20 protein-coding genes and 1 pseudogene are annotated in these 24977 nt (G+C 43.3%); 14 read left to right on the top strand and 7 right to left on the bottom strand.

The features are described from left to right. Positions 1 to 52: 52 nt before the first annotated feature. The 3 genes and pseudogenes from OSCIL6407_RS0104015 to OSCIL6407_RS32165 all read left to right on the top strand — a co-directional run bounded on the left by OSCIL6407_RS0104015 (position 53) and on the right by OSCIL6407_RS32165 (position 3736). Entirely contained in the window at positions 53 to 625 is a 573-nt protein-coding gene (locus OSCIL6407_RS0104015; protein ID WP_007355144.1) for a Uma2 family endonuclease, read from the top strand. Positions 626 to 779: 154 nt separating this feature from the next. Further along, entirely contained in the window at positions 780 to 3185 is a 2406-nt protein-coding gene (locus OSCIL6407_RS0104010; protein WP_007355143.1) for a DUF4129 domain-containing transglutaminase family protein, read from the top strand. A 68-nt stretch (positions 3186 to 3253) separates the two neighbouring features. Beyond that, a pseudogene (locus OSCIL6407_RS32165) lies at positions 3254 to 3736 on the top strand (GUN4 domain-containing protein). Positions 3737 to 3946: 210 nt separating this feature from the next. Here OSCIL6407_RS32165 and OSCIL6407_RS0104000 read toward each other — a convergent pair. From OSCIL6407_RS0104000 to OSCIL6407_RS0103985, 4 genes are all read right to left on the bottom strand, one after another. Next, positions 3947 to 4951 (bottom strand): ABC transporter permease subunit, encoded by a 1005-nt coding sequence (locus OSCIL6407_RS0104000; protein ID WP_007355140.1) that lies wholly within the window; start codon positions 4949 to 4951, stop codon positions 3947 to 3949. Then, positions 4948 to 6573: a sugar ABC transporter ATP-binding protein gene (locus OSCIL6407_RS0103995; RefSeq protein ID WP_007355139.1), complete on the bottom strand. Its 1626-nt coding sequence runs from the start codon at positions 6571 to 6573 to the stop codon at positions 4948 to 4950. The genes OSCIL6407_RS0104000 and OSCIL6407_RS0103995 overlap by 4 nt, the downstream gene beginning before the upstream one ends. Positions 6574 to 6663: 90 nt before the next feature. After that, positions 6664 to 7641, bottom strand: coding sequence for an ABC transporter substrate-binding protein (locus OSCIL6407_RS0103990; protein WP_007355138.1), 978 nt, complete (start codon positions 7639 to 7641; stop codon positions 6664 to 6666). A gap of 397 nt (positions 7642 to 8038) precedes the next feature. Beyond that, complete coding sequence (locus OSCIL6407_RS0103985) at positions 8039 to 8548, bottom strand: pentapeptide repeat-containing protein (protein ID WP_007357118.1); 510 nt, start codon at positions 8546 to 8548, stop codon at positions 8039 to 8041. Positions 8549 to 8562: 14 nt separating this feature from the next. Between OSCIL6407_RS0103985 and OSCIL6407_RS0103980 the strand changes: the two genes are divergently transcribed. Beyond that, complete coding sequence (locus tag OSCIL6407_RS0103980; RefSeq protein WP_007357117.1) at positions 8563 to 9177, top strand: YraN family protein; 615 nt, start codon at positions 8563 to 8565, stop codon at positions 9175 to 9177. A gap of 45 nt (positions 9178 to 9222) precedes the next feature. On the opposite strand, the gene OSCIL6407_RS0103975 is transcribed toward OSCIL6407_RS0103980, so the two are convergent. Beyond that, positions 9223 to 9612: a hypothetical protein gene (locus OSCIL6407_RS0103975; protein ID WP_007357116.1), complete on the bottom strand. Its 390-nt coding sequence runs from the start codon at positions 9610 to 9612 to the stop codon at positions 9223 to 9225. A gap of 149 nt (positions 9613 to 9761) precedes the next feature. On the opposite strand from OSCIL6407_RS0103975, the gene queA reads away from it, so the two are divergent. From queA to OSCIL6407_RS0103940, 8 genes are all read left to right on the top strand, one after another. After that, a complete protein-coding gene (gene queA, locus OSCIL6407_RS0103970; protein ID WP_007357115.1) occupies positions 9762 to 10871 on the top strand; it encodes a tRNA preQ1(34) S-adenosylmethionine ribosyltransferase-isomerase QueA in 1110 nt (369 codons plus the stop codon). A 550-nt stretch (positions 10872 to 11421) separates the two neighbouring features. Then, positions 11422 to 12573 (top strand): DUF262 domain-containing protein, encoded by a 1152-nt coding sequence (locus OSCIL6407_RS0103965; protein ID WP_007357114.1) that lies wholly within the window; start codon positions 11422 to 11424, stop codon positions 12571 to 12573. Next, on the top strand, positions 12570 to 13724 hold the full coding sequence (locus OSCIL6407_RS0103960) for an AAA family ATPase (RefSeq protein ID WP_007357113.1): 1155 nt from the start codon (positions 12570 to 12572) through the stop codon (positions 13722 to 13724). Before OSCIL6407_RS0103965 ends, OSCIL6407_RS0103960 begins: the two co-directional genes overlap by 4 nt. Before the next feature lie 3 nt (positions 13725 to 13727). Continuing rightward, positions 13728 to 14366, top strand: coding sequence for a hypothetical protein (locus OSCIL6407_RS30240; protein ID WP_019486939.1), 639 nt, complete (start codon positions 13728 to 13730; stop codon positions 14364 to 14366). Positions 14367 to 14402: 36 nt separating this feature from the next. Then, positions 14403 to 14705 carry a hypothetical protein gene (locus OSCIL6407_RS36635; RefSeq protein ID WP_019486938.1) on the top strand — a complete coding sequence of 101 codons (303 nt, stop codon included), beginning with the start codon at positions 14403 to 14405 and terminating at the stop codon, positions 14703 to 14705. A 109-nt stretch (positions 14706 to 14814) separates the two neighbouring features. After that, complete coding sequence (locus OSCIL6407_RS0103950) at positions 14815 to 16248, top strand: carotenoid oxygenase family protein (protein WP_007357112.1); 1434 nt, start codon at positions 14815 to 14817, stop codon at positions 16246 to 16248. 571 nt (positions 16249 to 16819) lie between these two features. After that, a complete protein-coding gene (locus OSCIL6407_RS0103945; protein ID WP_007357111.1) occupies positions 16820 to 17659 on the top strand; it encodes an SDR family NAD(P)-dependent oxidoreductase in 840 nt (279 codons plus the stop codon). A gap of 230 nt (positions 17660 to 17889) precedes the next feature. Then, complete coding sequence (locus OSCIL6407_RS0103940) at positions 17890 to 18168, top strand: hypothetical protein (protein WP_019486937.1); 279 nt, start codon at positions 17890 to 17892, stop codon at positions 18166 to 18168. A gap of 179 nt (positions 18169 to 18347) precedes the next feature. On the opposite strand, the gene OSCIL6407_RS0103930 is transcribed toward OSCIL6407_RS0103940, so the two are convergent. Together OSCIL6407_RS0103930 and OSCIL6407_RS0103925 are read right to left on the bottom strand one after the other, a co-directional pair. Next, positions 18348 to 21785, bottom strand: a complete 3438-nt coding sequence (locus OSCIL6407_RS0103930) for a PAS domain S-box protein (RefSeq protein ID WP_007356865.1) — start codon at positions 21783 to 21785, stop codon at positions 18348 to 18350. 134 nt (positions 21786 to 21919) lie between these two features. Next, complete coding sequence (locus OSCIL6407_RS0103925; protein WP_007356864.1) at positions 21920 to 22582, bottom strand: hypothetical protein; 663 nt, start codon at positions 22580 to 22582, stop codon at positions 21920 to 21922. A 236-nt stretch (positions 22583 to 22818) separates the two neighbouring features. Between OSCIL6407_RS0103925 and gltX the strand changes: the two genes are divergently transcribed. Together gltX and OSCIL6407_RS0103915 are read left to right on the top strand one after the other, a co-directional pair. Further along, entirely contained in the window at positions 22819 to 24261 is a 1443-nt protein-coding gene (gene gltX, locus OSCIL6407_RS0103920; RefSeq protein WP_007356863.1) for a glutamate--tRNA ligase, read from the top strand. Positions 24262 to 24281: 20 nt separating this feature from the next. Then, complete coding sequence (locus OSCIL6407_RS0103915; RefSeq protein ID WP_007356862.1) at positions 24282 to 24977, top strand: CAAD domain-containing protein; 696 nt, start codon at positions 24282 to 24284, stop codon at positions 24975 to 24977.

Genomic DNA, 24977 nt, shown 5'->3' with positions numbered 1-24977 from the left:
TTTCATCAAAGTTGTAGTAGCGACTTTAGTGTCTATGTATGGAATAAATCTAATGTTAACAGTTAAACCTCGATTTACAACCTTTGAAGAATACCTAGCATACAATGATAATTCCGAGCGGGCATATGAATTATTTAATGGAGAATTAATTGAAATGCCTCCAGAGTCAGGGTTAAATGTCCAAATCGCCAATCGTCTCTTTTTGATTTTTGCTTTAATGTTGGGAACCGATCGGGTTAGAGGACAAGGACTAGAACTAGAAGTCAGAGGTGAACCTAGAAACCGTTATCCCGATCTAACTATCATTCGAGAAGAACATATTCAACAATTATCAAATCGCAATACCATTCGTCTTTCAATGTCACCTCCCATCTTAGTTATTGAAGTAGTTAGTCCCGGAGAAATACAAAGAGATAGAGACTACATCGCTAAGAAAAGGCAATATCAGGATTGTTGTATTCCTGAATACTGGATTGTCGATCCGCAAACTCAAACTATTTTAGTCTTAGAACTTAGGGGAGATATTTATATAGAACTAGGTAGTTTTACCAATAATGATTTACTGCTATCTCCCGGATTTAGAGAACTAAATTTAAGGGTTTCTGAAGTATTTAACCCAAATTAAAAAAAATTGCTACCCCGATCTAAACTCTTAATAGTCACTAATGAAGAGTTAGCTAAGAAACCCGGTTTCTGAGAGAAGCGATCGCCCAACCGTAGTATGCAGAGATTGCCGCTCTGAGCTAAACTCTTAATAGACACTAACTAAGAATTAGCCAATGACTGCGGACAAACGGCGAAATTTACCTTTTTTCAGTCAGCTTTGGCAGTGGCTTGAGACGATGCCGAAGCCCAAAACTGAGGAATCGATCCTGCTGCGGGTACTGGTACAAGCGCTGGTGACAGTCGGGATTATCGCTACGGATGTGGCGGCTGGGGTGGGGGAAGGAGATGTGGCGATTAGCCTCTGGGCTGTCCCTCTGAGTATTGTGGGCGCGACTTGGAGTTGGTTTAGTCGGCGCGATCGCAATATCCCTGTTAAATTCTGTCTGGCAATTGGAATGTTGCTGGCTTTGTTTGCCTTTCTCCTCAGTTTGCTAGGAGAGTTGAATGACACCCGCCTGATTCTGGCTAAGCTGTTAATTCAACTTCAAGTGCTCCACAGTTTTGACTTGCCGCAGCGCAAAGATTTAGGCTATTCGATGGTGATTGGGCTGATTTTGTTGGGAGTGGCGGGTACTCTCAGCCAAGAGTTGACTTTTGCGCCGTTACTATTGCTATTTTTGGCGATCGCGATTCCGACTTTGGTGCTCGATTATCGATCGCGTTTAGGAATTTTCAAGGAAGTAGTAAAAGGGAAGAAGGAAGAAGGAAAAGACAAAAAGCGCAACTTGTGGGAATTTGGCGAGGCTTTATCTCCCAAGCGTTTTGGGCTGTTGTTATTAGTAATTGTTGGCTTAGGATTGGGTATTTTTGCATTTTTGCCTCGATTCCCTGGCTATCAGTTGCGGACTTTTCCAGTGAGTGCCCCCATTGAATACCAAGGACAATTTGACGGTCGCAGTATTACGAATCCTGGTTATGTTAGAGGTGGTAATAGTGAAGGTTCGGGGGGAGGTAGCGGCCGCAATCCAGAGAAAGGGCCGGGGAAATTAAACGATACTTTTTATTACGGTTTTAATACTAAAATTAACCAAAACTTGCGGGGGGAAATGAAACCGCAGGTGGTGATGAGAGTGCGATCGCAAGCCGCAGGTTTTTGGCGAGTCTTGGCCTTCGATCGCTACACTGGTCAGGGTTGGGAGATTTCCCGCAATGACAAGACCCTAACTCTGAATCGACCTTATTGGTCTTACCAATTTTATCTTAATTGGATGCGGACTCTGAACCGCACCAGAGAGGTGATTCAGACTTATACAATGGTTTCTCAGATGCCTAACTTGATCCCAGCCTTGGCTCAACCGAAGGAACTTTACTTTCCGACGCAGGATATAGCCGTTGACCTGGAGGGGACATTGCGATCGCCTTTGGAATTGCGGGAGGGACTGACTTATACTGTGATTTCTGAGGTTCCCTATCGCGATCGCAGTTTGTTAGGCAAAGCAGGTACTAATTACCCTAAAAATATTCAGAATTATTATCTACAAGTGCCGCCGCAAATTAAAGATAAAGTGCGGCGGGTAACTGAGGAAATATTGGCAGCCAGAACTAGAGTTGCTACCTCTGATAAGCCGATTAATTCAGCTTATGAGAAAGCCTTGTATTTGGCTCAATATTTAAAGCAAAATCCCAATTACAAGCTGCAAAAAGAACCGCCTTTTTTACGGGAAGATGAAGATTTAGTCGAGGCGTTTCTATTTGGATATAAAGACAGTCCAGCGGGGACTAAAATTACTGGCGGCTATCCCGACCACTTTGCTAGCGTGATGACAATTATGTTGCGATCGGTTGGGATTCCGGCGCGAGTAGTTGGCGGTTTCGATCCGGGAGAATTCAATCCGTTTACGGGTTTGTATATCGTCAAAAACACTGATGCCTATTTAATGACTGAGGTGTATTTTCCCAAGTATGGCTGGTTTCCGTTTAACCCAGTTCCGGGATATCCGCTTTATCCACAATCGATTGAAGAAAATCAAACTTTTAGTGCATTGCAAGCTTTTTGGAAGTGGGTGGCAGGTTGGTTGCCGACACCAGTAACGGGTTTATTAAATACAGTTATTGGTTTTGTTGTTGCCTGGTTAGTGGGGGTAATTACTTGGTTTTTAGCCTTATTTTCTAAAGGTTGGGTTGGGTTATTTACGGGTTTAATTGTAGGAATTGGTTGTGGTTTTATTGGTTGGTTGCTGTGGCAAACTTGGCGAAATTGGCGTTACCGCCGCTGGTTGAAGAAATTGCCGCCAGTGGAGGGAATCTATCAGGAAATGTTGAAGGATTTAGCTAGGAAAGGATTTGTTAAGCGTCGAGCTCAAACGCCTTTGGAATACGCGCGAGATATGCGGCAACATTTAGGTGTTGATGAAGTGGAAGTAATTGAGGAAGTTTCTGAGGCTTATGTGCGCTGGCGCTATGGTGGTGAGGTAGGAAATTTAGCACAGTTGCGGCAATTGGTGGAGAATTTGAGGCGTAGTTTTAATTCCATTAAGTTTCGTGGTAATAATATTCGAGGTAATAATAGCAATGGGTGAAAAATAGTGTGATGGTATGTTGAAGGATTACTGGATAATTGGACTGGTTATTCAATTGGAGAGCCGATATGGATCAAATACAATTGGTTTCTGCGGTGGGGATGGATTATATAGAATTACGTAATTTATTAGTCTCACTAAAGTGGAAAGAGGCCGATGAAGAAACAACGAGAGTGATGTTTAAGGTAGCGGGTAGAGAAAAAGAAGAATGGCTGGATAAGTCATAAATAGATAATTTTCCTTGTGAAGACTTGCGAACGATTGACCAACTTTGGGTAAAATACAGCAATGGGCGTTTCGGCTTTTCTGTGCAGAAACGCATCTATCAAAGTCTGGGGGAAACCAGGGAATATAATGATAAAATATGGGTAGCGTTTAGCGATCGCGTAGGTTGGCGTGTGAATAGTAAATGGTTGTACTATAATGAGCTAAAGTTCAACACTAAATCCGCAGCAGAAGGACATATTCCATCGTGGTCGTGGGGTTCCTGGATGGCTGTTGGGCGCAGCGTCTATTCTCTCGTCTATCGTGTCGAGACTTGTAGAGTTTAGTATCTAAGCGTTTCATGGTTTCATTAAAATTAATAATAACAAAGGCTATGATCCCGAAAGCAGGCCTGTTCTAGATTTATGATGCCTCACACTGATGACTTCAAACTCTTCTAAAATTAGAAGGTTGGGTTACACTTGGCAGCACCCAACCTACACTAATATCACTTTTTTCTTACTTCTCAGAGTTGGTATAATTACCTTTTTTCACTCTTATGCAAAGCTAGAACGAGTGCGAAGTTTGTCAATAGTTACGGCGATAATAATCACCAAACCTTTAACAACCAACTGCCAGAAAAACGATACATTCATCAAAGTTAATCCATTATTGAGTAGCGCAATAATTAAAGCTCCCAATAAAGTACCCCAGATAGTACCAATCCCACCCGTGAAACTCGTTCCTCCCAAGATTACGGCCGCGATCGCATCTAGTTCGTAGCCTTGTCCTAACATCCCCGTCGCACTATAGAGACGCGATGCACTCATAATTCCGCCTAAACCAGACAGTAAACCACTCACGCCATAGACAAATAACAGTACCCGATTTACCTTAATTCCTGTTAGTCTCGCGGCCCGTGAATTACCCCCTACAGCGTAAATATGTCTGCCAAGAACAGTCCGCCTTAAGACAAACCAACTTGCTAATACTGCCAGAAAAGCGATGATCACTAACCAAGGAATCGGCCCCAGATAATTGTTACCTACCCAGGCAAAATTGAGATTACGATTAATAACTGTAGTGCCATTAGCTACCAGATAGGCAACTCCTCGCAAAGCAGTATAAGAACCCAGCGTGACGATGAATGGAGGTAAACCCAAATAGGCAATTAACGAACCATTAAGTAATCCCAAACCAATTCCCGCTAATAGTGCAGCAGGTACGGCGAACCAACCCAGACCTGGAAGTAAGGATACCAGCACCCCAACAACTGCTGTTACTCCTAAAATTGAACCCACAGAAAGGTCAATTCCTCCAGTCAAAATCACAAACGTCATCCCCGTAGCGAGCACGATATTGATCGATGCTTGCCGAATGACATTAATCAGATTTCCTAGTGAAAGAAAGTTGGGTGTAACCAGTGAAAAAACTATACAGATTACAATCAAAATCGGTAGGATACCGGCAACCTGGATAAAATTTCTCCAAGCTTGAACTTTACTCGCTTTGGAGCGATCGCGACCTGAATTTATGCTGCTTTTCGCTTGTGTTTGACTCATAGTTTTTGTACCCCTCTTGCTCCAGTGGCATAAGCCATAATGTTCTCTTGTGTAATCTTTTCCCCAGTTGAACCGCCCACTTCACCAACTAAGCTTCCGGCCCGCATTATTAAGACGCGATCGCTCATTCCCACGATTTCCGGCAACTCACTCGAAATCATCAAAATGGCGACACCATTTGTTGCCAAATCGCTAATAATGCGATAAATTTCGCTTTTGGCCCCAATATCTACGCCTCGCGTTGGTTCATCTAGTAAAAGTACCTTGGGGTTAATTGCCAACCAACGTGCTAACAATAATTTTTGCTGATTTCCTCCAGATAAATCCATTGCTCTAATGCTGGGACTAGCAAGACGAATCCCTAAGTTTTGAATGGCATCAGTCACAACTTGAGCCAGAGATTTTGAGTTGATAATCCCAGCTTTTGCTTCTCGATCGAGTACATTCAAAGTGATATTTTCACCCGAACTCATTTCTAGAAATAGACCTAAATTTTTGCGGTCTTCCGGTACATAGGCAATTCCCGCTTCAATGGCATCATCGGGGCTAGAAATGTTCAATGGATGTTGCTCTTTAATATCTTCTGGCACATAAGCAATTCCTGATTTAATGGCATTACTTGGCTCGGAGATATTGAGAGGACGACCCTCCAATTTAATTTCACCGCTCATTTTTGGATCGGCACCAAAAATCAGACGAGCAAGCTCAGTTCTACCAGCACCAACTAAGCCAGCTAAACCCACAATTTCGCCAGCATGGAGTTTAAAACTTGCAGACTTTACCTTTTTCCGCTCATCACTTAAATTGGTTACTTCCAGAACAACTGAGCCAGGATTTGTTTGACGTTTATGTTCGTATAAATCCTGTAACGGACGACCAACCATCATTTCCACTAGGCGTTCTGCGGAAATTTCGCTTTTTTCCAGAGAGCCAATATAGCCACCATCTCGGATTACACTAACGCGATCGGCAAGGGCATAAATTTCTTCCATGCGATGGCTAATATAAATAATGGCAATCCCCTCTTTCCGCAACCGATGAACAACTTCAAAAAGCTTTTCTGTCTCGCGGTCTGAGAGCGCTGCTGTTGGCTCATCCATCACTAGAATGCGGCTTCGATCTTTGAGTGCTCTGGCGATCTCAACTTGCTGCTGTTCGGCAATTGAAAGTGTCGAAACCAAGTCTCCAGCATCAAAACTGGCATCAAGATTTTCTAGTACCTGAGATGCCTTAATCCGCATTGCGCTTTGGTCGATTAGAGCGCCCCCTTTTGTGAGTTCGCTCCCCATAAAAATGTTTTCGGCAACTGTTAGGTTGGGGGCGAGATTAAGCTCTTGATAAATAATCGCTATTCCCAACTCTCTAGCTTGACCGGGGTTAGTCATCCTAATAGCTTGACCATCAATTCTGATTTCTCCCCGATCGGCTATATAGGCTCCCGCTAAAATTTTCATCAGCGTACTTTTGCCCGCACCATTTTCACCCATGAGGGCGTGAACTTCCCCTGGATAAATTGTTAGATTTACATCCTGCAAAGCATTAAACCCGTTAAAGGTTTTTGTAATGCCTTGCATTTCTAGAATTGGTTTAGTCTGTATAGGTGATTCAGAGAGAGTTACCATTAAAAATCCTCCAGTTTTATGTAATACATCTTGACTGTATTACGCAACCTGAAACTCACAAATTTTGTCGATATTAAGCCAAAAACTTGTTTATTCGCTTGTCCAGCCTTTATGCTCGTTAACGTTTTCACGAGTAATGAGTTTGACTGGAATTAGAATTGTTGGGTCGGCAGGCTTCTTTCCTTTCCGAATATCATTTCCCACCTCAACAGCCTTGGCTGCCATGCGAAATGGGTCTTGAGCTGCTGTAGCTACAAATAAGCTATTGTTCTGCTTGAGCGCATCGAGAGCTTCAGGTGCGCCATCGACACCAACAATAAAGAATTCATCTCGTTGTGACTGTTTAGCCGCTAGTTCTGCGCCAATAGCACAAGGGTCATTAATTGCAAAAACAGCATCAATTTTTGGGAAGGAAGTGAGCAAATCGCTCATGACTCTCAACCCACCATCGCGGCTACCTTCTGCATTTTGAGTTTTGGAAAGAACCTTAATCCCAGGATATTTAGAGAATACATTCTCGCACCCTTGGACTCGCTCAATTACTGAAGCGACAGGAGGCCCGTTGATAATTACAACACTGCCTTGACCCTTTAAGCGATCGGCTATATATTGACAGCTTACTTCACCAGCTTGGACGTTATTTGAAGTAACTGTGGCATCAACACCTCCATCAGCGGCGGTATCAACTGCCACTATGGGAATGCCTGCTTGCTTAGCTTTTTCTACAGCGGGAGCGATGCCTTTACTGTCAGCAGCATTGAGTATAATCATGCTGACTTTTGAGGCAATAAAGTTTTCAATTTGGTTAAATTGCTGATTTAAATCGTCCCCACTGGAAACGAGAGTTGTTCTTGTGTTCGGCCCCCCTAGTTTCTTTGCTTCGGCCTCTGCACCTTTACCAACTTGCACGAAGAAGGGGTTGCCGAGGTCGCGAACTGCTACTGCAACGGATGAAAGTTCAGAACTACTTTCTGTGCTACTCTGAGGGTTAGGGGGTTCTCTTGAGCAACCGATCAGAGTAATACTTACCCCACTAAAAAACCCCAAGGCGATTGCTAATTGTTTCACCTTAAAACTCCATTAATATTTTCTATTCTAAAAAGTTAAAAGGCGCTTTTATATCTATCTTAAGACAGACTGTTTCCCGTGTTGAATTAGATTAAGTTTCTTTGCAAATTGATGCAAAATATTCAATTTTATGTAATGAACTTATTAAGTATTTGTACTTGCTATCTCTCGATTTTCTTCTCTCTGGCGATCGCAACAAAATTCTTATAGAAGAAGGGACTAGGGGCTAGGGGCTAGGGGCTAGGGAAAGAGGGGAGCGGGGAAGATGGGGAGGATGGGGAGGATGGGGGAGATGAGGGAGATGGGTAATTAGCAATTAGCTATTAGCAATTAGCAATTAGCAATTAGCCATTACCAATTACCAATTACCAATTACCAATTACCAATTACCAATTAACTAATCACAAAACAGAGTTTCGCGAGTGTTCCTACCAGTAACCGGATTAGTTCCTCGCGCCACTTTACACAACTTTTCTACCATATCATCGCGGATGAGGATATCCGTAAAGTCAGCACCGTCAACGATCGCCCGTTCAAACTTGGTATTGTAAGCAAAAGCTCCCTCAAGGATCGCATTAGTTAAATTCACTTTAATCATCCGAGCTAAATCTAAAGTCGCCCCCCTAAGATTAGCGCCCTCAAAATTAGCATCTTCCATATTTGCAGCGAAAAAGCTTACACCCTGCAAATTTGCATTGCTAAAATTACTGTTGCGGAGATTTGCCTTGGTAAATTGCGCGTCAGTGAGATCGCGCCCTGAGAAATCAGCACCGACTAGGGCTTCTCTATTGTAATCTAGAGCCAAGGCCGGTACTGGATTAATAGCAATTGCTACCAAGCTGACAGCGACAAAGAGAACTAAACTGAACAAGAAGGTATAAATATGTTGGCGAATACTAGAAATCATGCAATTGAAAGCTAATGGGAAACAGCGATCTATCAACTTTTGATTTTACTAGAAAGGGTGTCAAGCTAAGCAACGATCTAGAGCATCCTACAACTGCTGCTCCTTCTCGTTTTTCTGGCCTATCCTCAAATGCCAACAATATTGGCAATTTGGGAGAAAACTTAGTAGCGCAGTGGTTGGAGGAACAAGGCTGGGAAATTTTGCATCGGCGTTGGCGGTGTCGCTACGGGGAAATTGATACGATCGCAATCGCACCAGGAGTGGAGGAGAAGGGGTGCAGCGAAAAAAAGGGCAATTACCAATTACCCCTTACCAATCACCCATTACCAACTTTAATCTTTGTAGAAGTTAAAACTCGTCGTCGGAGAAATTGGGATGCTGATGGAATGCTTGCTGTTAATGCCACAAAGCAAGCAAAGCTTTGGCAAACGGCAGAAATATTTTTAAGCGATCGCCCAGAATTGGCAGATTACCCTTGCCGATTTGATGTCGCTCTCGTCTGCTGCGAACCTTCACAATCAAATCATCAGCAAAAATCTAGCTTAACTGTGGCGATCGGTGAACCAGTGATAGTAGGGTCTTGGTGTCTTACTCTGCAAGAGTATATCCAGTCAGCCTTTAGCCATTAAAAATTAAAGGGAATGGGAAATACCACTTTTTAATTTTTAATTTATTTAAGCAAGAGTTTCCGGGCAGTATCCCAGTCCCTTGACAAACTGCTGACGAAAGGCTTCAATTTCTTTGCGATCGGGACTGCCGTGACAAACAACTGCCACTTGGTAACGGCGCATGACGCTCAAAGGTGATTGTCCTGTTTCTAAGCTCCAAAGTGCCATTTGCAGGCGAATTTCTGGCTCGTAAGGTATCCCCAGTTCATTCATAAAAGCTCGGAAGTCTCCGTGCTGCTGAGGCGTTAAGTATTGACTCATTTTTACTTTTACCACCCAACCATCGATCTGATGAATGACAGTGATAAATTGAACCGGTAGGTCTCTGGGGGTTCGGAGGTAATCAACCACTCTCAGGGTGAGACTGGTATTGGCAATGTAGTAGAGGTATTCCATAGCTCTCCTTGAGGTGAGAAGCTGACGCTATACTTCTATATTCGTGGAGTATCGCTTCCAGCGCTAGGGGAGAAGCCCCCGATTTTAGATGGGGGGTTTTACCCAATTTGTTGCTAAGTTTACAGATTTATTTTACAGAGATATACGAAATGACAGAAATTAATTCCTCATTAGACTTGAAATTAGAGGCTTACAACTACGTACTACCTCCCGAACGGATTGCCCAAAATCCAGTTGTACCAAGGGATAGCTCCCGTTTATTGGTAGTGGATTCTCCCCATAGCCACCAGCATTCTATTTTTCGGGAGTTGCCAAACTTTCTCAAGCGGGGAGATTTACTGGTTCTCAATAATACCCGCGTGCTCCCAGCTAGGCTCAAAGGTCGTAAACCTAATGGCTACCCGGTGGAAGCTTTGCTAATGGAAGAGCGAGAACGCAATTGCTGGCTGGCTTTGGTTAAACCGGGAAAACGCTTGAAACCAGGTGCTAGGATCGAGTTTGACCCACTCAATGGGGAAATTCCTAATGGCGATCGCTTGAGTGCGACGGTTCTAGAAAGGGATGAGGCTACTGGGGGGCGGCTGTTGCAGTTTGAAGTGCCTGTGGGAATGTCTCTGGTGCAGTTGTTGCCGGAATATGGTCACATACCGTTACCGCCTTATATTAAGAATTCTCAGGCTTTAGGGGAACAGTATCAGACGATTTATGCTGAGAAATTGGGGGCGATCGCAGCGCCGACTGCTGGGCTACACTTTACTGATGAATTACTTAAGGGATTACAGGAGAAGGGCATTGAGCAAGCTTTTGTGACGCTGCACGTTGGGGTGGGGACTTTTCGACCGGTGGAAGTAGAGGATCTTACTACTCATCAGATGCACAGAGAATGGGTGGAAGTACCCGCGATAACGGTAGACAAAATTCGCCAGACTCAGGCAAATGGCGGCCGAATTATTGCGGTGGGTACGACGGCGGTAAGGGCTCTGGAGGGGGCCGCAGCGGCGGCCCAAAAGCAAAATTTGCCGTCGCTACAAGCTTTTTGCGGACATACGGATTTATTTATTTATCCCGGTTATCGGTGGCAAGTGGTTGAGGGGCTAATTACAAATTTTCACTTACCGCAATCTAGTTTGCTGATGCTGGTCAGTGCGATGATTGGCAGGCAGCGGTTGTTTGAGTTGTATGAGGAGGCGATCGCGCATCAATATCGTTTTTATTCTTTTGGCGATGCGATGTTGATTTTACCAGAAGTTAATTGTTAATTGTATTTATAAATATGGATAGACCCCTATTAGTGAGAGTTTTTTCGACTAGAGTTTTGGATCAATCTAGACTTGTAAAAATCACTCCTTGACCAGCTAAGTAGTCGGACATAAATAAACGTAAGTACGTCATTGCGAGCGAAGCGAAGCAATCGCAAGGACTTGAGGTGGTTTCGCAACCCTCGCAATGGCACTGTTTATTTATGTCCAGGTACTTAAGCGTGATATGAGGAAAGAGATATTCAGTAAAAGCTCAGTCGAAATATCGATGTTAAATGGGAGCATATAGAATTATAAAACTTCTTCATTTCGGACTCAGTTTAACTAGAATAAAACCTGGGTTTAAAGATAAAATAGTATAGTAATAAAAAAACTGTTGCAAGTTTGTCTCACTTTTGGTAAAATAAGTAGCTTAGCCCTGTTCTTCATTATATCTGACAATTCATCAAGTTATTGATTTTTCATTTCTCTGTTAGGATCAAAACGTCATCCAAGTTTTATTAGGGCAATGCAAAATCGCAATAAATGTTAACAGAAAGGAGTATTACCTATGGTAAATCAGCCAGAACTAGAACAGCAAGTATCCAACCAAGATTCGATTGATGAGTTAAGTCTTAATCAAGAAGAAGATAACAATGATGAACTTTATGAAAAAGACAAATTGATATATGATCCTGATGAAATTAATATTTCCACCAGAGAACCAACTATTGAGCAACTCCTAAGAAGAATCGATGAGGAAGCTCTTGATTTAGCACCCGACTTTCAGCGCCATGCAAATATCTGGAAAGATGAGGCTAAAAGCAGACTGATTGAGTCGATTTTGATTCGGATTCCATTACCAGCTTTTTATATAGATGCAACGGATGAAGATAAGTGGTTAGTTGTGGATGGATTGCAGCGCTTATCTGCTCTCAAGCAATTTATGAGCGATAAAAAACTTAAGTTATGTGGACTAGAATACTTAACCAATTTTGAAGGCAAAACTTATGATGAAATAGAACGCCGATACCAACGTCGGATTCAAGAAACTCAAGTTACAGTTTATTTGATTGAAAAAGGTACGCCTCCTGAAGTTAAATATAATATTTTCAAACGTATTAATACAGGTGGACTGCCGATGTCTCCTCAAGAACTACGCCATGCTCTTAACCCCGGTAAGGCAACAAAGTTTTTAGCTCAACTTGCGACATCTGATGAATTCCTGAAAGTTACTAATTTGAGTAAGTTACGTAAAATGCGAATGGACGATCGGGAATTCATACTCGGTTTTTTAGCTTTTAGGCTTACATCTTATAAAGATTATCACTCTGAGAAAAGAAATTTGTTTTTGAGTAAAGCATTATCGAAAGTTAATAATATGTCCGAATGGGAATTACAAGAAATTAAAAATGATTTTAAAAAAGCGATGGTTGCAGCATGGGAAATATTTGGAAAATATGCCTTCCGTAAAATATCCCAAAATCAGACAAAAATGTTTCCAATTAATAAAGCATTGTTTGAGGTTTGGTCAGTTAATCTCAGTTTACTTAGCAACGAGGAAATTGATATAGTGAAGCAGCACAAGGAGCAATTGATTGAAAAATTTAGAAGTCATGTAGATCGCGATCGAGATTTTAATGCTTCTATCTCTCAGGCAGCGGAAAAAATCGAGTACAGATTTAGGATAATTGAAAAAATAATTCATGAGGTTTTGGCATGATTACTTCGCTGAAGTTGCTAAATTTTAAACCTTTTGCAGAGCTGTCATTGGACTTCAAAAAACTCACGTTATTTTCCGGTTTAAACAGCACTGGCAAATCTTCTGTTATGCAATCACTCCTGCTGTTACGACAATCTTATCAACAGGGTTTACTCCCAGAAAAAGGGTTGGCACTTAATGGGGACTTAGTTAAGATTGGGACTGCTAAAGATGCACTGTTTGAAGGAGCAGAAGAGGAATTAATTGGTTTTGATATTGTTTGGGAAAACAACAGCAAGGGGGTATGGCGTTTCAAATATGACAAAGAGGTAGATGTGTTGAATATTGACTCGGAACCAGTTAGCTCAGAAGTGTATAAATCGAATCTTTTTGGTAATAATTTTCACTACCTTCAGGCAGAGCGGATCGGGCCGCGTTCATTTAATGAAATGTCGGATTACCAAGTACGACAACTTGGTCAATTGGGTATCAAAGGTGAGTATGCTGCTCATTTTCTGGCTATTAATGGACGGAAAGTTATTCCTAATAACAGTCTCAGTTATCCAGAGATAAAATCAAAGACTCAAAGAGAAAAAGAACAATCTACTGCAAAATCAATGGATTTAATCGACCAAGTTGAGGCGTGGATGGGAGAAGTAAGTCCCGGTACGCGCCTCAAAATTGACACAAAATCTGATGTTGATTTAATGAGTTTTCAATATTCCTATGGAGATAGCAATCCTTACCGTGCAACTAATGTGGGATTTGGAATTAGCTATACTTTACCGATTATTGTAGCGGCACTTACATCAACACCTGGTACAATAATTTTAATTGAAAATCCTGAAGCGCATCTCCATCCTAAAGGACAAGTTAAGATGGGTCAATTATTAGCTTTAGCTGCTAGTGGTGGCGTTCAAGTTGTGATAGAAACTCACAGCGATCATGTTTTAAATGGGATTCGCCTTGCGGTTCACGGAGGCAAACTTGCCCCCAAAGATGTTCGTTTGCATTACTTCCAGCGTCAAAATAAAGAAGGACAAGCTGTGACGGATGTAGTATCTCCTAAAATCGATAGAAACGGACGAATTGATCGCTGGCCGGATGGTTTTTTTGATGAGTGGGATAATAGCTTGGAGATTTTGTTAGAACCTGCGGTGGAAGGAGAATAAGCGATGGATTTGGAGATGGTGTTTAATGAACTGTCCGCGCGAACTCTTGCTCCTGATATTTTTACCGCACGACAATGGATGTCAGAATTGATTAGTATAATGCGTGAAGCTAAACGCTGTGGACTGAAGGGAATCCGCATTCAAGCAGATTTTTATGTTCTGATTCTTACAGAAAATTATACTCTTTCTCATTGGCGTAATGATAATACAGTGAATAGAGAAGAGCGGACTTTTCTGAGAACTCTGGCAACTAAGACTCCTTTATCAGTTGATATTCCTGATGTAAAGATTAAAATAAAAGTTGAAGATTTGGATTGTGAGTTTAGTTTACAGGGTACTCAAGCAGAAGGCTTTAAAGTTGCTTACTACCTTGAAACATTAGCAATTAGTCTGAATTCAGAATCGCTCTGGAATAACAGTCTCATCAACTTAGAACTAATACAAATTGATGAGGAAGAGAACCTAATAGAAGAAAGTGTAGAGGTTATTCACGCTAGTCAGAAAAACCACGTTCTCGAACACGCTGATTGGATTGAGAAGCGTCTCCAACCAGATCGGCTTAACGGGAGGGAACTTTGGAATCGTAGAGATGAAATTTTCCCTAATCTGCAATTTTGCGATGCTGGTAATAAACAGTTGTAGAAACTCCGTACCGGAGACGAAAGGTTAAAACTCGTTTTGGAGATTTTGTATGAACTTGAGAATTGTGCTAAGAATTGGGAAACGGGGTATTTTAACCTAGAGGGTACTTCTCTTGATGTGTCTGGAGAAAGTGAACAAACTCTTAAGAATAAAAAATACCGTAAAGCACGAACTTTCCTTTGCCCTGATGGTAAGGAACGTCTATTTGAGAAACACGCCAAAGAGAGACAGTTTAATTGGCGAATTTACTTCTTTCCAGAAGTGTCAAAAGTAGGTATGCGAAAGGTAATTATCGGTTATGTTGGTACTCACCTTCCCAGTGTGGAATATCCTACATAATCTTAACTAAGAAATGAAGAAAAATTAGTTGCAAGTTTATCTCATTTTTGGTAATAAGCAACTATTGCTGTTCTTGATTATATCTGACAATTCATCAAGTTATTAATTTATGATTCTTAATCAAGTCTCAACAAAAAAAGCCTGGGCAAAAGCCATTATCAATCCCGCCAAAGAGTTTCCCTCGACTCAGTTACAAGTCCTCAGCGGTAAAATCCCAGAAGGATTGCGCGGTACTTTGTATCGCAATGGCCCTGGAAGATTGGAACGGGGGGGCGATCGCGCGGGACATTGGTTTGATGGTGACGGGGCAATTCTGGCTGTACATTTTCGCGAACCCAACGCAACCGCCCTCTACCGTTACGTCCAAACTGCCGGATATCAAGCCGAAACAGCAGCCGGCAAATTTCTTTACAGCAACTACGGGATGACTGCACCCGGCCCTCTGTGGCAACGATGGGGCAAACCAGTCAAAAATGCCGCTAACACTTCTGTACTCGCCCTTCCAGATAAACTCTTAGCTTTGTGGGAAGGCGCGAACCCCCACGCCCTCGACCTCGAAAACTTGGAAACTAGGGGACTGGACAATCTTGGCGGCCTTGATGATGGGCTTCCCTATTCTGCCCATTGCAAACGAGATCCCGATACTGGCTATATTTTTAACTTTGGCATTAGCGCTGGTGCCCAGGGTAAGCTCAATCTTTATAAAAGCGACCCTACGGGCAAAATCGTCCAAAAAACAACTTTTCTCCTAGATGGCATTCCGGCGATTCACGATTTTGTCATGGCTGGGCCTTATTTAGTGTTTTTCGTCTCACCCCTGCGCCTCAATCCCTGGCCGCTGTTGGCTGGATTAAGCTGCTACAGCGAATCCTTTGAGTGGAAACCCCAGTTAGGTACGCAAATTTTAGTGTTCGATCGCGAAACTCTCTCCCTAGTAAGTCGCGGTGAAACCGATTCTTGCTTTCAATGGCATTTCGCTAACGGTTGGGTAGACTCAACTGGTTCAATAATTATCGATTTTGCCCGTTATCCCGACTTTGTAACCAACCAATATCTTAAGGAAGTCGCCAGCGGACAAACCAAAACTTTTGCTAAAGCGACTCTCTGGCAAGTACGCCTGGAACCGCAAACCGCCAAAGTGCAGCAGGCGGAGGAAGTTTTGAACAGACATTGCGAGTTTCCGATTGTGTCCCCGTCGGAAGTGGGTCAACTGTCCCGCTACACTTATCTATCGGTACAACGGGAAGGCGTGGATATTAGTCAAGAAATGTTCGGCGCGATCGCCCGTTTTGACTCTCACACCGGCACCCTTACCTGCGCTGACTTCGGTGAAAACCGTTATCCTAGCGAACCCATCTACGCGCCAGATCCCAGCGATCGCGATCGCGGTTGGATTTTAACTCTTGTCTACGATGGCAATTCTGACACCAGCGAAGTCTGGATCTTTGACAGTGCAGGCATTGCAGGCGAACCAGTTTGTAGATTGGCATTGCCCAGCGTCGTGCCTATGGGCTTTCACGGGACTTGGAAACCCGCAATCTGAACGTATTGTAAAGAAATGTAACGGGAAATTTATTAAAAATTGTTGCAACCTGTTGATCCCCAAGTTAAGGTGTGCATATAGCCCAAACTGCGGTAACTCTGAATCGAGGAGGTGTACCATTCATGCCCTACATTGCCCAACACTTCACACTGATTGATTGATTCTTTCTTAGAACATCAATTCAGTAGTGGGGATACACGAAATGGAGATTAATTAACACTTACTTACTGAATCGGTAATCTAGGATTTGAAATCTCAGGAGAGTCTACTTGCATGAGGTTGGTTTCAGAGATTAGTGCGAATCTGCAACCATGATTAAATCAAATTCACAACGCTATCAGGACTAATAAGTAGAAGGTAGAAGGCCGCTATTCTGAAAGCAGAAGGAAAATACTGATGTCACCTGCTTTTCAGTTATCAGTCTTGTACGCTTAACTATTTCCTTCTACTAATCCTGCTCGACACAATCGAACAAGTTCATCTCACCAGATGCCGAAAGTTCTCTATCAACACTATCAAGAAATTCGGCATTGGCTAACTACGCGGTGAGACAAAAAAGGAGAATTAAATGATGAAATTTGAAGGAAAAACAGCCCTGATTACAGGTGCTTCGCGCGGAATTGGGCGGGCGATCGCCATCGAATTAGCCAAACAAGGACTCAAACGGCTGTTGTTAGTGGCCAGGAACCGCCAGCAGTTAGCAGAAGTAGCCGCTGAAATCGAAGTCTTAGGCGTGGAAGTAGTGACTTTGGCGATAGATTTAACAGATTCAGCAGCAGTGAATATTGCGATCGCTCAAGCTTGGCGCGATCGCGGCCCCATTCAACTCTTAGTCAACTGTGCGGGAGTTGCCCACCAAGCCTCTTTTTTACGCTCCCCCATGCCATTAATTCAGGAAGAATTAGCCTTGAATTTAATGGGTACATACACCATCACTAGCCTCATAGCTCGGCGAATGGCAACCCAAAAAGAGGGAACAATTGTTAATGTTTCTAGCTTGATGGGTAAATTTGCCGCTCCCACAATGGCAACTTATTCTGCTACGAAATTCGCAATTTTGGGATTCACCCAAGCTTTACGCAGCGAGTTAGCACCTTACAATATTCAAGTGACAGCTTTACTGCCATCTCTGACAGATACTGACATGGTGCGAGACTTCCATCAATTTCGCTGGGTAGTGCCAATGACTGCCGAAAAAGTTGCCCAAGCATTGATTGTAGGACTAGAAAAAGATTCCCCAGAAATCTTGGTCGGATGGCAAAGTCATGTAGCCGTGTGGTGCCACCGAATTGCCCCTTGGTTGATGGAATTGGTTTTGAAAATGGCAACTCCGCAGTTGCAAACTAAGCAGTTGCAAACTAAACCAAATCCCAGCCAAAAATTGCGGGAGGCTTTGGCTGGATCGCGATAATTTATTTGTTAATAGTTAACTGTTAACTGTTAACAAAGAGTTGTCTAATTATTGCAGGGGAATCCCCCGTGTTGCCCCGATTTTTTGAGGTTAGCACGGGGGTTGACCCCTACTTTATTAATAAATTTATATTGATTGTGTTAAATTTGCGGGACAATGAAATAATATAAAATTAAAATTGTTTTTGTCAGCAAGAACATAGATATTGAGCGATCGCACATTCTCCCTATATGAGCAATATACCTCTTGCCCCTCCTCCTGAAACAGCGAACTGGCAATGTCCAGAGTGCGGTGGCACCGGTTCTGTCAATCAGGAAATTTGTCCTGTGTGTCTTGGGGCGAAATGGATTGATAGTCCAGCGGCGGCCAAATGGTTACTGGATTTCATGGAGTCTGAGGGTGGCCGTACTGCTGAGATTGAGCAATTGCGAAAAGAAGAGCCCGATCCTCTAACTTTGGCAGTATGTCTGGGAGTCTGTGCGGCAATTAAGCTAGGGGCTAGGGGCTAGGGGCTAGGGGAAGAGATGGGGAGCGGGGGAGCGGGGGAGCGGGGGAGCGGGGGAGCAGGGGAGCAGGGGAGCGGGGGAGATGGGGATAGGGGTAATTAGCAATTAGCCATTAGCAATTAGCCATTAGCAATTAGCAATTAGCAGTTACCCATTAGCAATTAGCCATTAGCCATTAGCAATTAGCCATTAGCCATATTAGCAGGCAACTTGACACTAAAAGTAGAGCCGATACCAATCTGACTTTCAACTGCAATTTTGCCCCCCATCATCTGACAAAAGCAGTGGCTAATTGCTAATCCTAAACCAGTGCCGCCGTATTTACGAGTAGTAGAAGCATCTCCTTGAGTAAAAGGTTGGAAAATCTGCTGCAATTGTTCAGAAGTCATGCCGATACCAGTGTCAGTACAATTAAAAATCAAACATTCAAAATTAGAAATTGCGGATGAATTATTATTATTGATATTCGATTGATTATCTATTATTACTTCTGCTGTCGTCATACTTTCTTCCGCATCAATAGCCGCTATTTCCCTACTCACTGCTAGAGTAATCTTGCCATTGTGGGTAAACTTGGCAGCGTTGCTCAGTAAGTTTAATAAAATTTGGCGTACTTTGGTAATATCAGCGTGCATTGTGTCGATATCGCTGTTTTTTATCACCTCTAAAATATTTCCATTTTTCTCGGCTAGCGGTTTAGCAGTAGCAGCAACATCATCAATTAAATCATCGACACTAAAAGTTTCTAAGTAAAGATCCATGCGACCGGCTTCTATTTTAGAAATATCAAGAATGTCGTTGATTAGTGAGAGTAAATGTTTACCAGAAATGTGGATTTTATGGAGATCGGGGGTGAGTTCTTGGTAGCCTAAATCTTCCGTTTCCTCTTGGAGCATTTCGCTATAACCGATGATTGCATTTAGGGGGGTTCGTAGTTCGTGGCTCATGTTGGCGAGAAAGGAACTCTTTGCCATCGAAGCTGCTTCCGCTGCTTCTTTTGCTAACTGCAAAACTGACTCAAAGTGTTTGCGATCGCTAATATCTTCAATACTGCCTTCGTAATAAAGCACGTTCCCATCTCGATCTAAGACCGATCGCACATTCTCCGAAATCCAAATAATACTACCATCAGCACGGTAAACCTGAGACTCAAACCCTGATACTGCACCTCTTTGGATTATTAGCCGGGTGAGTTCATCTCGTCTGTGGGGATCTACATAAACTTGGCTTTTGATGTCGCTGACAAGCTCTCGCAGTTCCTCTGGGGAAGAATAACCGTAAATCCTGGCGAGAGCAGGATTTGCGCTCAGAAAGTGTCCTTCTAAACTCGTTTGAAATAGACCTTCGGCTGTGTTCTCAAAAATACTGCGATATTTTTCTTCAGCACTGCGAAGAGCGGTTTCGGTACGCAGGCGATCGCTAGCTTCGATCGCTAAAGATACTAAATCTGCAATAGAAGCCGCAAAATTTTGCTCTTCCTGCGTCCAATATCGGGTTTGTTCCACTTCTTCCAAACAGAGAACTCCCATTACCACACCACCAACTCGGATCGGTGCGTCAAGCATAGAAGCAGTACCAGTAATCGCAAAGTAAGAATTAGCAAAATCCTTAGTCCGGCGATCGCTGAAGGGATCTCCGGGTGCAATTATCCGATCTTCTTCCAAAGCTTGAAAATATGCCGGGTTATCCGCTGCTACTAATGGCTCGCCGGACTTATGTAAGCCACTGCTGCGCTCAAATCGGTCAAAACATTCCATCTGCGATCGGCTTTCATTGTACAGCCATACGCTTGCTAGTTCGAGTTCAAGAGTGCAGGCAGTAGTTTCGGTAATTTCTTTGATAGCAGCATTCAAATCTCCTCGGTATAAAGCTTTATTTCGTGCTAGTTCTACCAAGGCCGAGTTTTGCCGGAGTAACTGTTTTTCTGTCTGTTGTCGTGCTGATTCTGCCAGTTTGCGATCGCTGATATCCCGCGCTACCCAAATTACTGATTCCTGTGAAAGTGGGGAAATACTAGCTGCAAACCAGACTTCGCGATCGCCGATCGTCAAGTTGTACTCAACATTGACAGTCTGCTGAGAATCTAAGCTATTCTGGATATAGCCGACAAAAGTATCAGCAAGTGCTGGTGGAAAAACTTCACCAATCGTTTTATCAACTAAATCTTCCATCGGTTTGTACGTCAGTGCTTGATTTGTCGGCGCGATTTTTAAATAGCGGCCATTCCTATCCAAAACTAGAATTAATTCGCTCATCCCTGCAAACAGCGCCCGCAGTTCCGCTTCCGCAGATTGGAGTTTAGCTGTACGTTCTATAACTCGCTGTTCTAGATCTACATTTGTCGCTTCCATAGCTGCAAATGACGAGCGTAACTGTTTAGCCATCAAGTTGAAAGACTCAGCTAATATCCCCAGTTCTTCAGCAATTGGCACCTCAACCTTTTGGTTTAATTCCCCCTGTGCCATTGCTTTTGTGGCTGCACTTAAGCGTCGAATTGGGTTAGTAATCCAGCGGGAAGTGTAAATTGAAAGCACGATTGCCACCGCCAAAGCTGCCACACAGAACAAGAAAGTAGTACGGTTATTAGCATTGATGCCGTCCATAAAATCGGCTTCGGGAATTGCCACGACGATCAGCCAATCAATTCCTTTACCATCAGCTAGGGGAGCCACAGTTAAAAATTGATTGCGAGAGTCAACATTAAATGTTATATGAATCGGTTCCTGAATCCGGTCTAAATTGCCAAATTGTTGATACAGAGACTCCGCCGCTGAACGAATCAATAGGTTATTACTGTTAGTTGCTTTTAAGCGTTTTTGTCCCTCAGCAGTCTTGACAAAAGGCAACTCTGTTGTCGAACTAGCAACAATATCACCACTGCGCTCGATAATAAAAGCTTGTCCCGATTTGCCAATTTTTAAGCCTCTGAGAAAATTGCTAATTTGCTCTAAGGTTAAGTCGATTGCCAGCACACCTTGCAATTCGTCATTTTTATTGTAGATTGGGGTGGCTGGCGTGATCCCCAGAACAGGCATCGCGGTAAATTGATAGATAGGCGACCAAGTAGATTGACGCGATCGCACGGCAGCTTTGTACCAAGGCCGAGTCCGAGGATCGTAATTGTCTGTTTTCACCAACTCAACGCGATTTCCTTGACTATCGAGGCGGTAAATTTTCCTGGCAAAATCTGTAGACTCGTCTTTAATATAGACAAGAGGAGGATTTTCTCTCTTAAGCAGTAGAAATTCGCCCGAAACACTACCATAATAGATCGTGGTCACGCGATCGCTCACTTGAGTCTGATGCCAGAAATAGCGTTCTAAGCTAGGAAAATCTTCTGGATCTAAATTTCCGGCTCGAATTGCCGCCGTATTCAATTCCAGAAATAAGTTAGATGCGTCTGCAAAGCTTTGAAAATGCTCTTGAGTGCGACCAGTAACTTCTAAACTCAAATTGGCCGCTAAATCATTAACTGCCTTCTGTCCGTTGCGAAAAGACAGCCATCCCGTCAACCCTACTGCTGCCGAGATTTGCAGCACTAGGGGCACTAAGAACACAAGACGCAGCGGCACCTTGAGCGATTTAGAAGAAATCCGACTGGTTAGAGCTTTCAAGAACATTTGTTTACAAATACCTACCGGCTTCTATATCACATTATTGCTCAGCATCAGGTTCCCATGTCAAACAATTAAAATTTGCGGTCTGTGTCAGCTTAGGTAACGCAACTTGCACGTTTTGGAGATAGCACTATCTCTCATTGTTGAGAGCGGTCAAAACTTACTTTTTCAATAGGATTTTTAATGAAGTCCAAAAATAATTTACCCACATCTGTAATGCGATCAACTTTAGCGGATTTACTGCTATTATCGCAATAATATTTACCCTCTTTGATAAATTTATCAATATTTTCAACTCGCTTGAAAACCACTATATTTGTATCTTTATAAGGATCTCGATAGCCTAAATCCATCAAATTTGTAGAAGGCAGTGGAATAGGATTGGGAAACTGTCTTTCGTATTCTTTATTCTTTTCTTTGGCTACATATACCTCTTTCAAATATATTAAACCTTTGGCTTGTAAATCTTGTAGTACCTGATTATAAAAAGGGCGTTTTACCTCAAGACCTTCTTCAATAACTTGTATGTCATTAGCATTATATTCCTGTAAATACCTGAGTAACATTAAATGCCAACTTGTAAATTCATCTAGCCAATTTAGAAACATTCTCTGTATATCTGCCTCCGGTGCATTTGGTAGTCCAGCATTTAAAACTGTGTTCCTCAATGCAGCTAATTCCTGTTCTTGGTGGTGACGCATTGCCATCTCAAAAGCCGATATTAATGTAGTCTGAAAGCTAGGACTGTTTACAGGAAAATTTTCGATTTTAGCGTTTATTTCGCTTTTTGAATCTGCCATATCGATTCCTCAAAGTGATTCAGGGTTGTGGACGCATCCATCAAACTTAATTTAACTTAACTCTTCTTTTATTGCCATTGCTGGATTTTCGTAGCGATCGCCCTCCCTTCCCTCATCCATTCAATCCAACTCAAGCGCCACTCTGGCACAAGCTATATTAAAATCTATAGTTCCACAAGCGCCACGCCTTCCAACCAGCTAAACGCCCCCAAACTAACATCGTAGTAAATCAAAAAATGACAGTCAGAGTTCGCATCGCCCCCTCTCCCACCGGCAATCTACACATCGGTACCGCCAGAACCGCCGTATTTAACTGGCTATACGCCCGCAACACTGGCGGTAAATTCATCCTGCGGATAGAAGACACAGACTTAGAGCGATCGCGCCCAGAATACACCGAGAACATCCAAACAGGCCTCACCTGGCTCGGCCTCACCTGGGATGAAGGCCCCAGTTTCCAATCCCAGCGTCTAGACTTATACCGTCAAGCAGTCCAAACCCTCTTAGACAAAGGACTGGCCTACCGCTGCTACACCAGCGCCGCAGAACTCGACCAAATGCGGGAAGAACAGAAAGCTAAAAAACAAGCCCCCCGCTACGACAATCGCCACCGTCACCTAACCCCCGAACAGCAAAGCGCCTTTGAAGCCGAAGGCAGACAACCCGTAATCCGCTTCATCATCGACGACGATCGCACCATATCCTGGCATGACATGGTACGCGGAACCGTCACCTGGAAAGGCAGCGACCTCGGCGGCGACATGGTAATCGCTAGAGCTTCCAGCGGCGGTAACATCGGTCAACCCCTTTACAACCTCGCCGTTGTCGTCGATGACATCGACATGAACATCACCCACGTCATCCGAGGCGAAGATCACATCGGCAATACTCCCAAACAAATTTTGCTCTATGAAGCCTTGGGAACCGCACTCCCCGAATTTGCCCACACGCCCCTAATTTTAAATAAAGAAGGACAAAAACTTTCTAAACGCGACGGCGTAACCTCTATTTCCGACTTTAAAGACATGGGTTACATCCCAGAAGCATTAGTCAATTACATGACGCTTCTAGGTTGGACACCCCCCGATTCCACCCAAGAAATCTTTACACTCTCAGAAGCAGCTCAACATTTTAGCTGCGATCGCGTCAACAAAGCAGGGGCGAAATTTGACTGGGACAAGCTCAACTGGCTCAACAGTCAATATCTACACAAAATGGCAGTGCCGCAACTGACAAATTTATTGATACCCTATTGGCAGTCAGCGGGGTATGACTTCGATCCAGTGAGCGATCGCCCTTGGCTCGAACAAATTACCGCTCTGATTGGCCCTAGTCTCGTCCGTCTCAAAGATGCCGTCGATATGAGCAAATTATTCTTTACCCCAACCTTGGAGTACGAAGAAGAAGCCACTGCTCAATTGCAGCAACCAGACGCAGCAGACGCATTGCAAGCGATTTTAGAAGCACTATCAAGCTGTCCGCAGTTAACATCAGCCCAAGCTCAAGAAATTACCAAAAAGGTGAGCAAAGAGAAAAACCTCAAAAAAGGGCTAATCATGCGAACTCTCCGGGCAGCTTTGACAGGGGCAATGCACGGCCCCGACCTGATAGAATCGTGGGTAATCCTTCACCAACGGGAAATGGATATCACCCGCTTGCAAGAGGGCATTAAAAGTTAAATTTTCAAGAGGCTGGTGTCGTGGCTGAAATTCCTAACCCAGAAAAACCGGAAACAGAAGTAGTTGCCGAAACTGCTACTCCCGAACAACCAGAAACAGAAGTAGTTGTCCTAACTGCTAGTCCAGAACAACCAGCAGAAGTAGTTGCCGAAACTCCTACTTCAGAACAACCAACAGAAGTTACAGCCGAAACTGCTAGCCCAGAACCGCCAGCAGTAAATTACCTCCAAACACCTGCGGCAAATCCGTTTGAAACGATTGCCAGTGCTGAAATAACTACCCCAAATCAACCTGAACAACCTGTTATAGTAGCAAAAATGTCAACCTCAAATCCACCTGAAACTGTTATCATCGTCGAAGATACTGCCGCAGACAAATCAACAACCCAGTCAACAAGCCAGTCGCAGCAGATTAAAGAACAAATCCTCTCAATTTTGTCCCACCTCCCAGATTACATCAGCGGCTTTTATCAAGAGTACAAAAGCCAGCTCACTCTTCTAGGTTTGATAATAGCCTCAATTATCGCCTTCAAAATATTTCTGGGCGTAGTGGACGCGCTAAACGATATCCCCTTCCTAGAGCCAACTTTTGAGCTAATTGGAATTGGATACTCAAGCTGGTTTATCTACCGCTATTTACTGAAGTCCTCCAATCGCCAAGAATTATCTCAAAACATCCAAATTCTCAAAGAACAAGTTTTAGGACGAAAATCCTAA

The sequence above is a fragment of the Kamptonema formosum PCC 6407 genome (assembly GCF_000332155.1).
Classification (GTDB): Bacteria; Cyanobacteriota; Cyanobacteriia; order Cyanobacteriales; family Microcoleaceae; genus Kamptonema; species Kamptonema formosum.
Note: the sequence above shows the minus strand (reverse complement) of the source record. Positions and strands in the feature narration are given on the sequence as shown.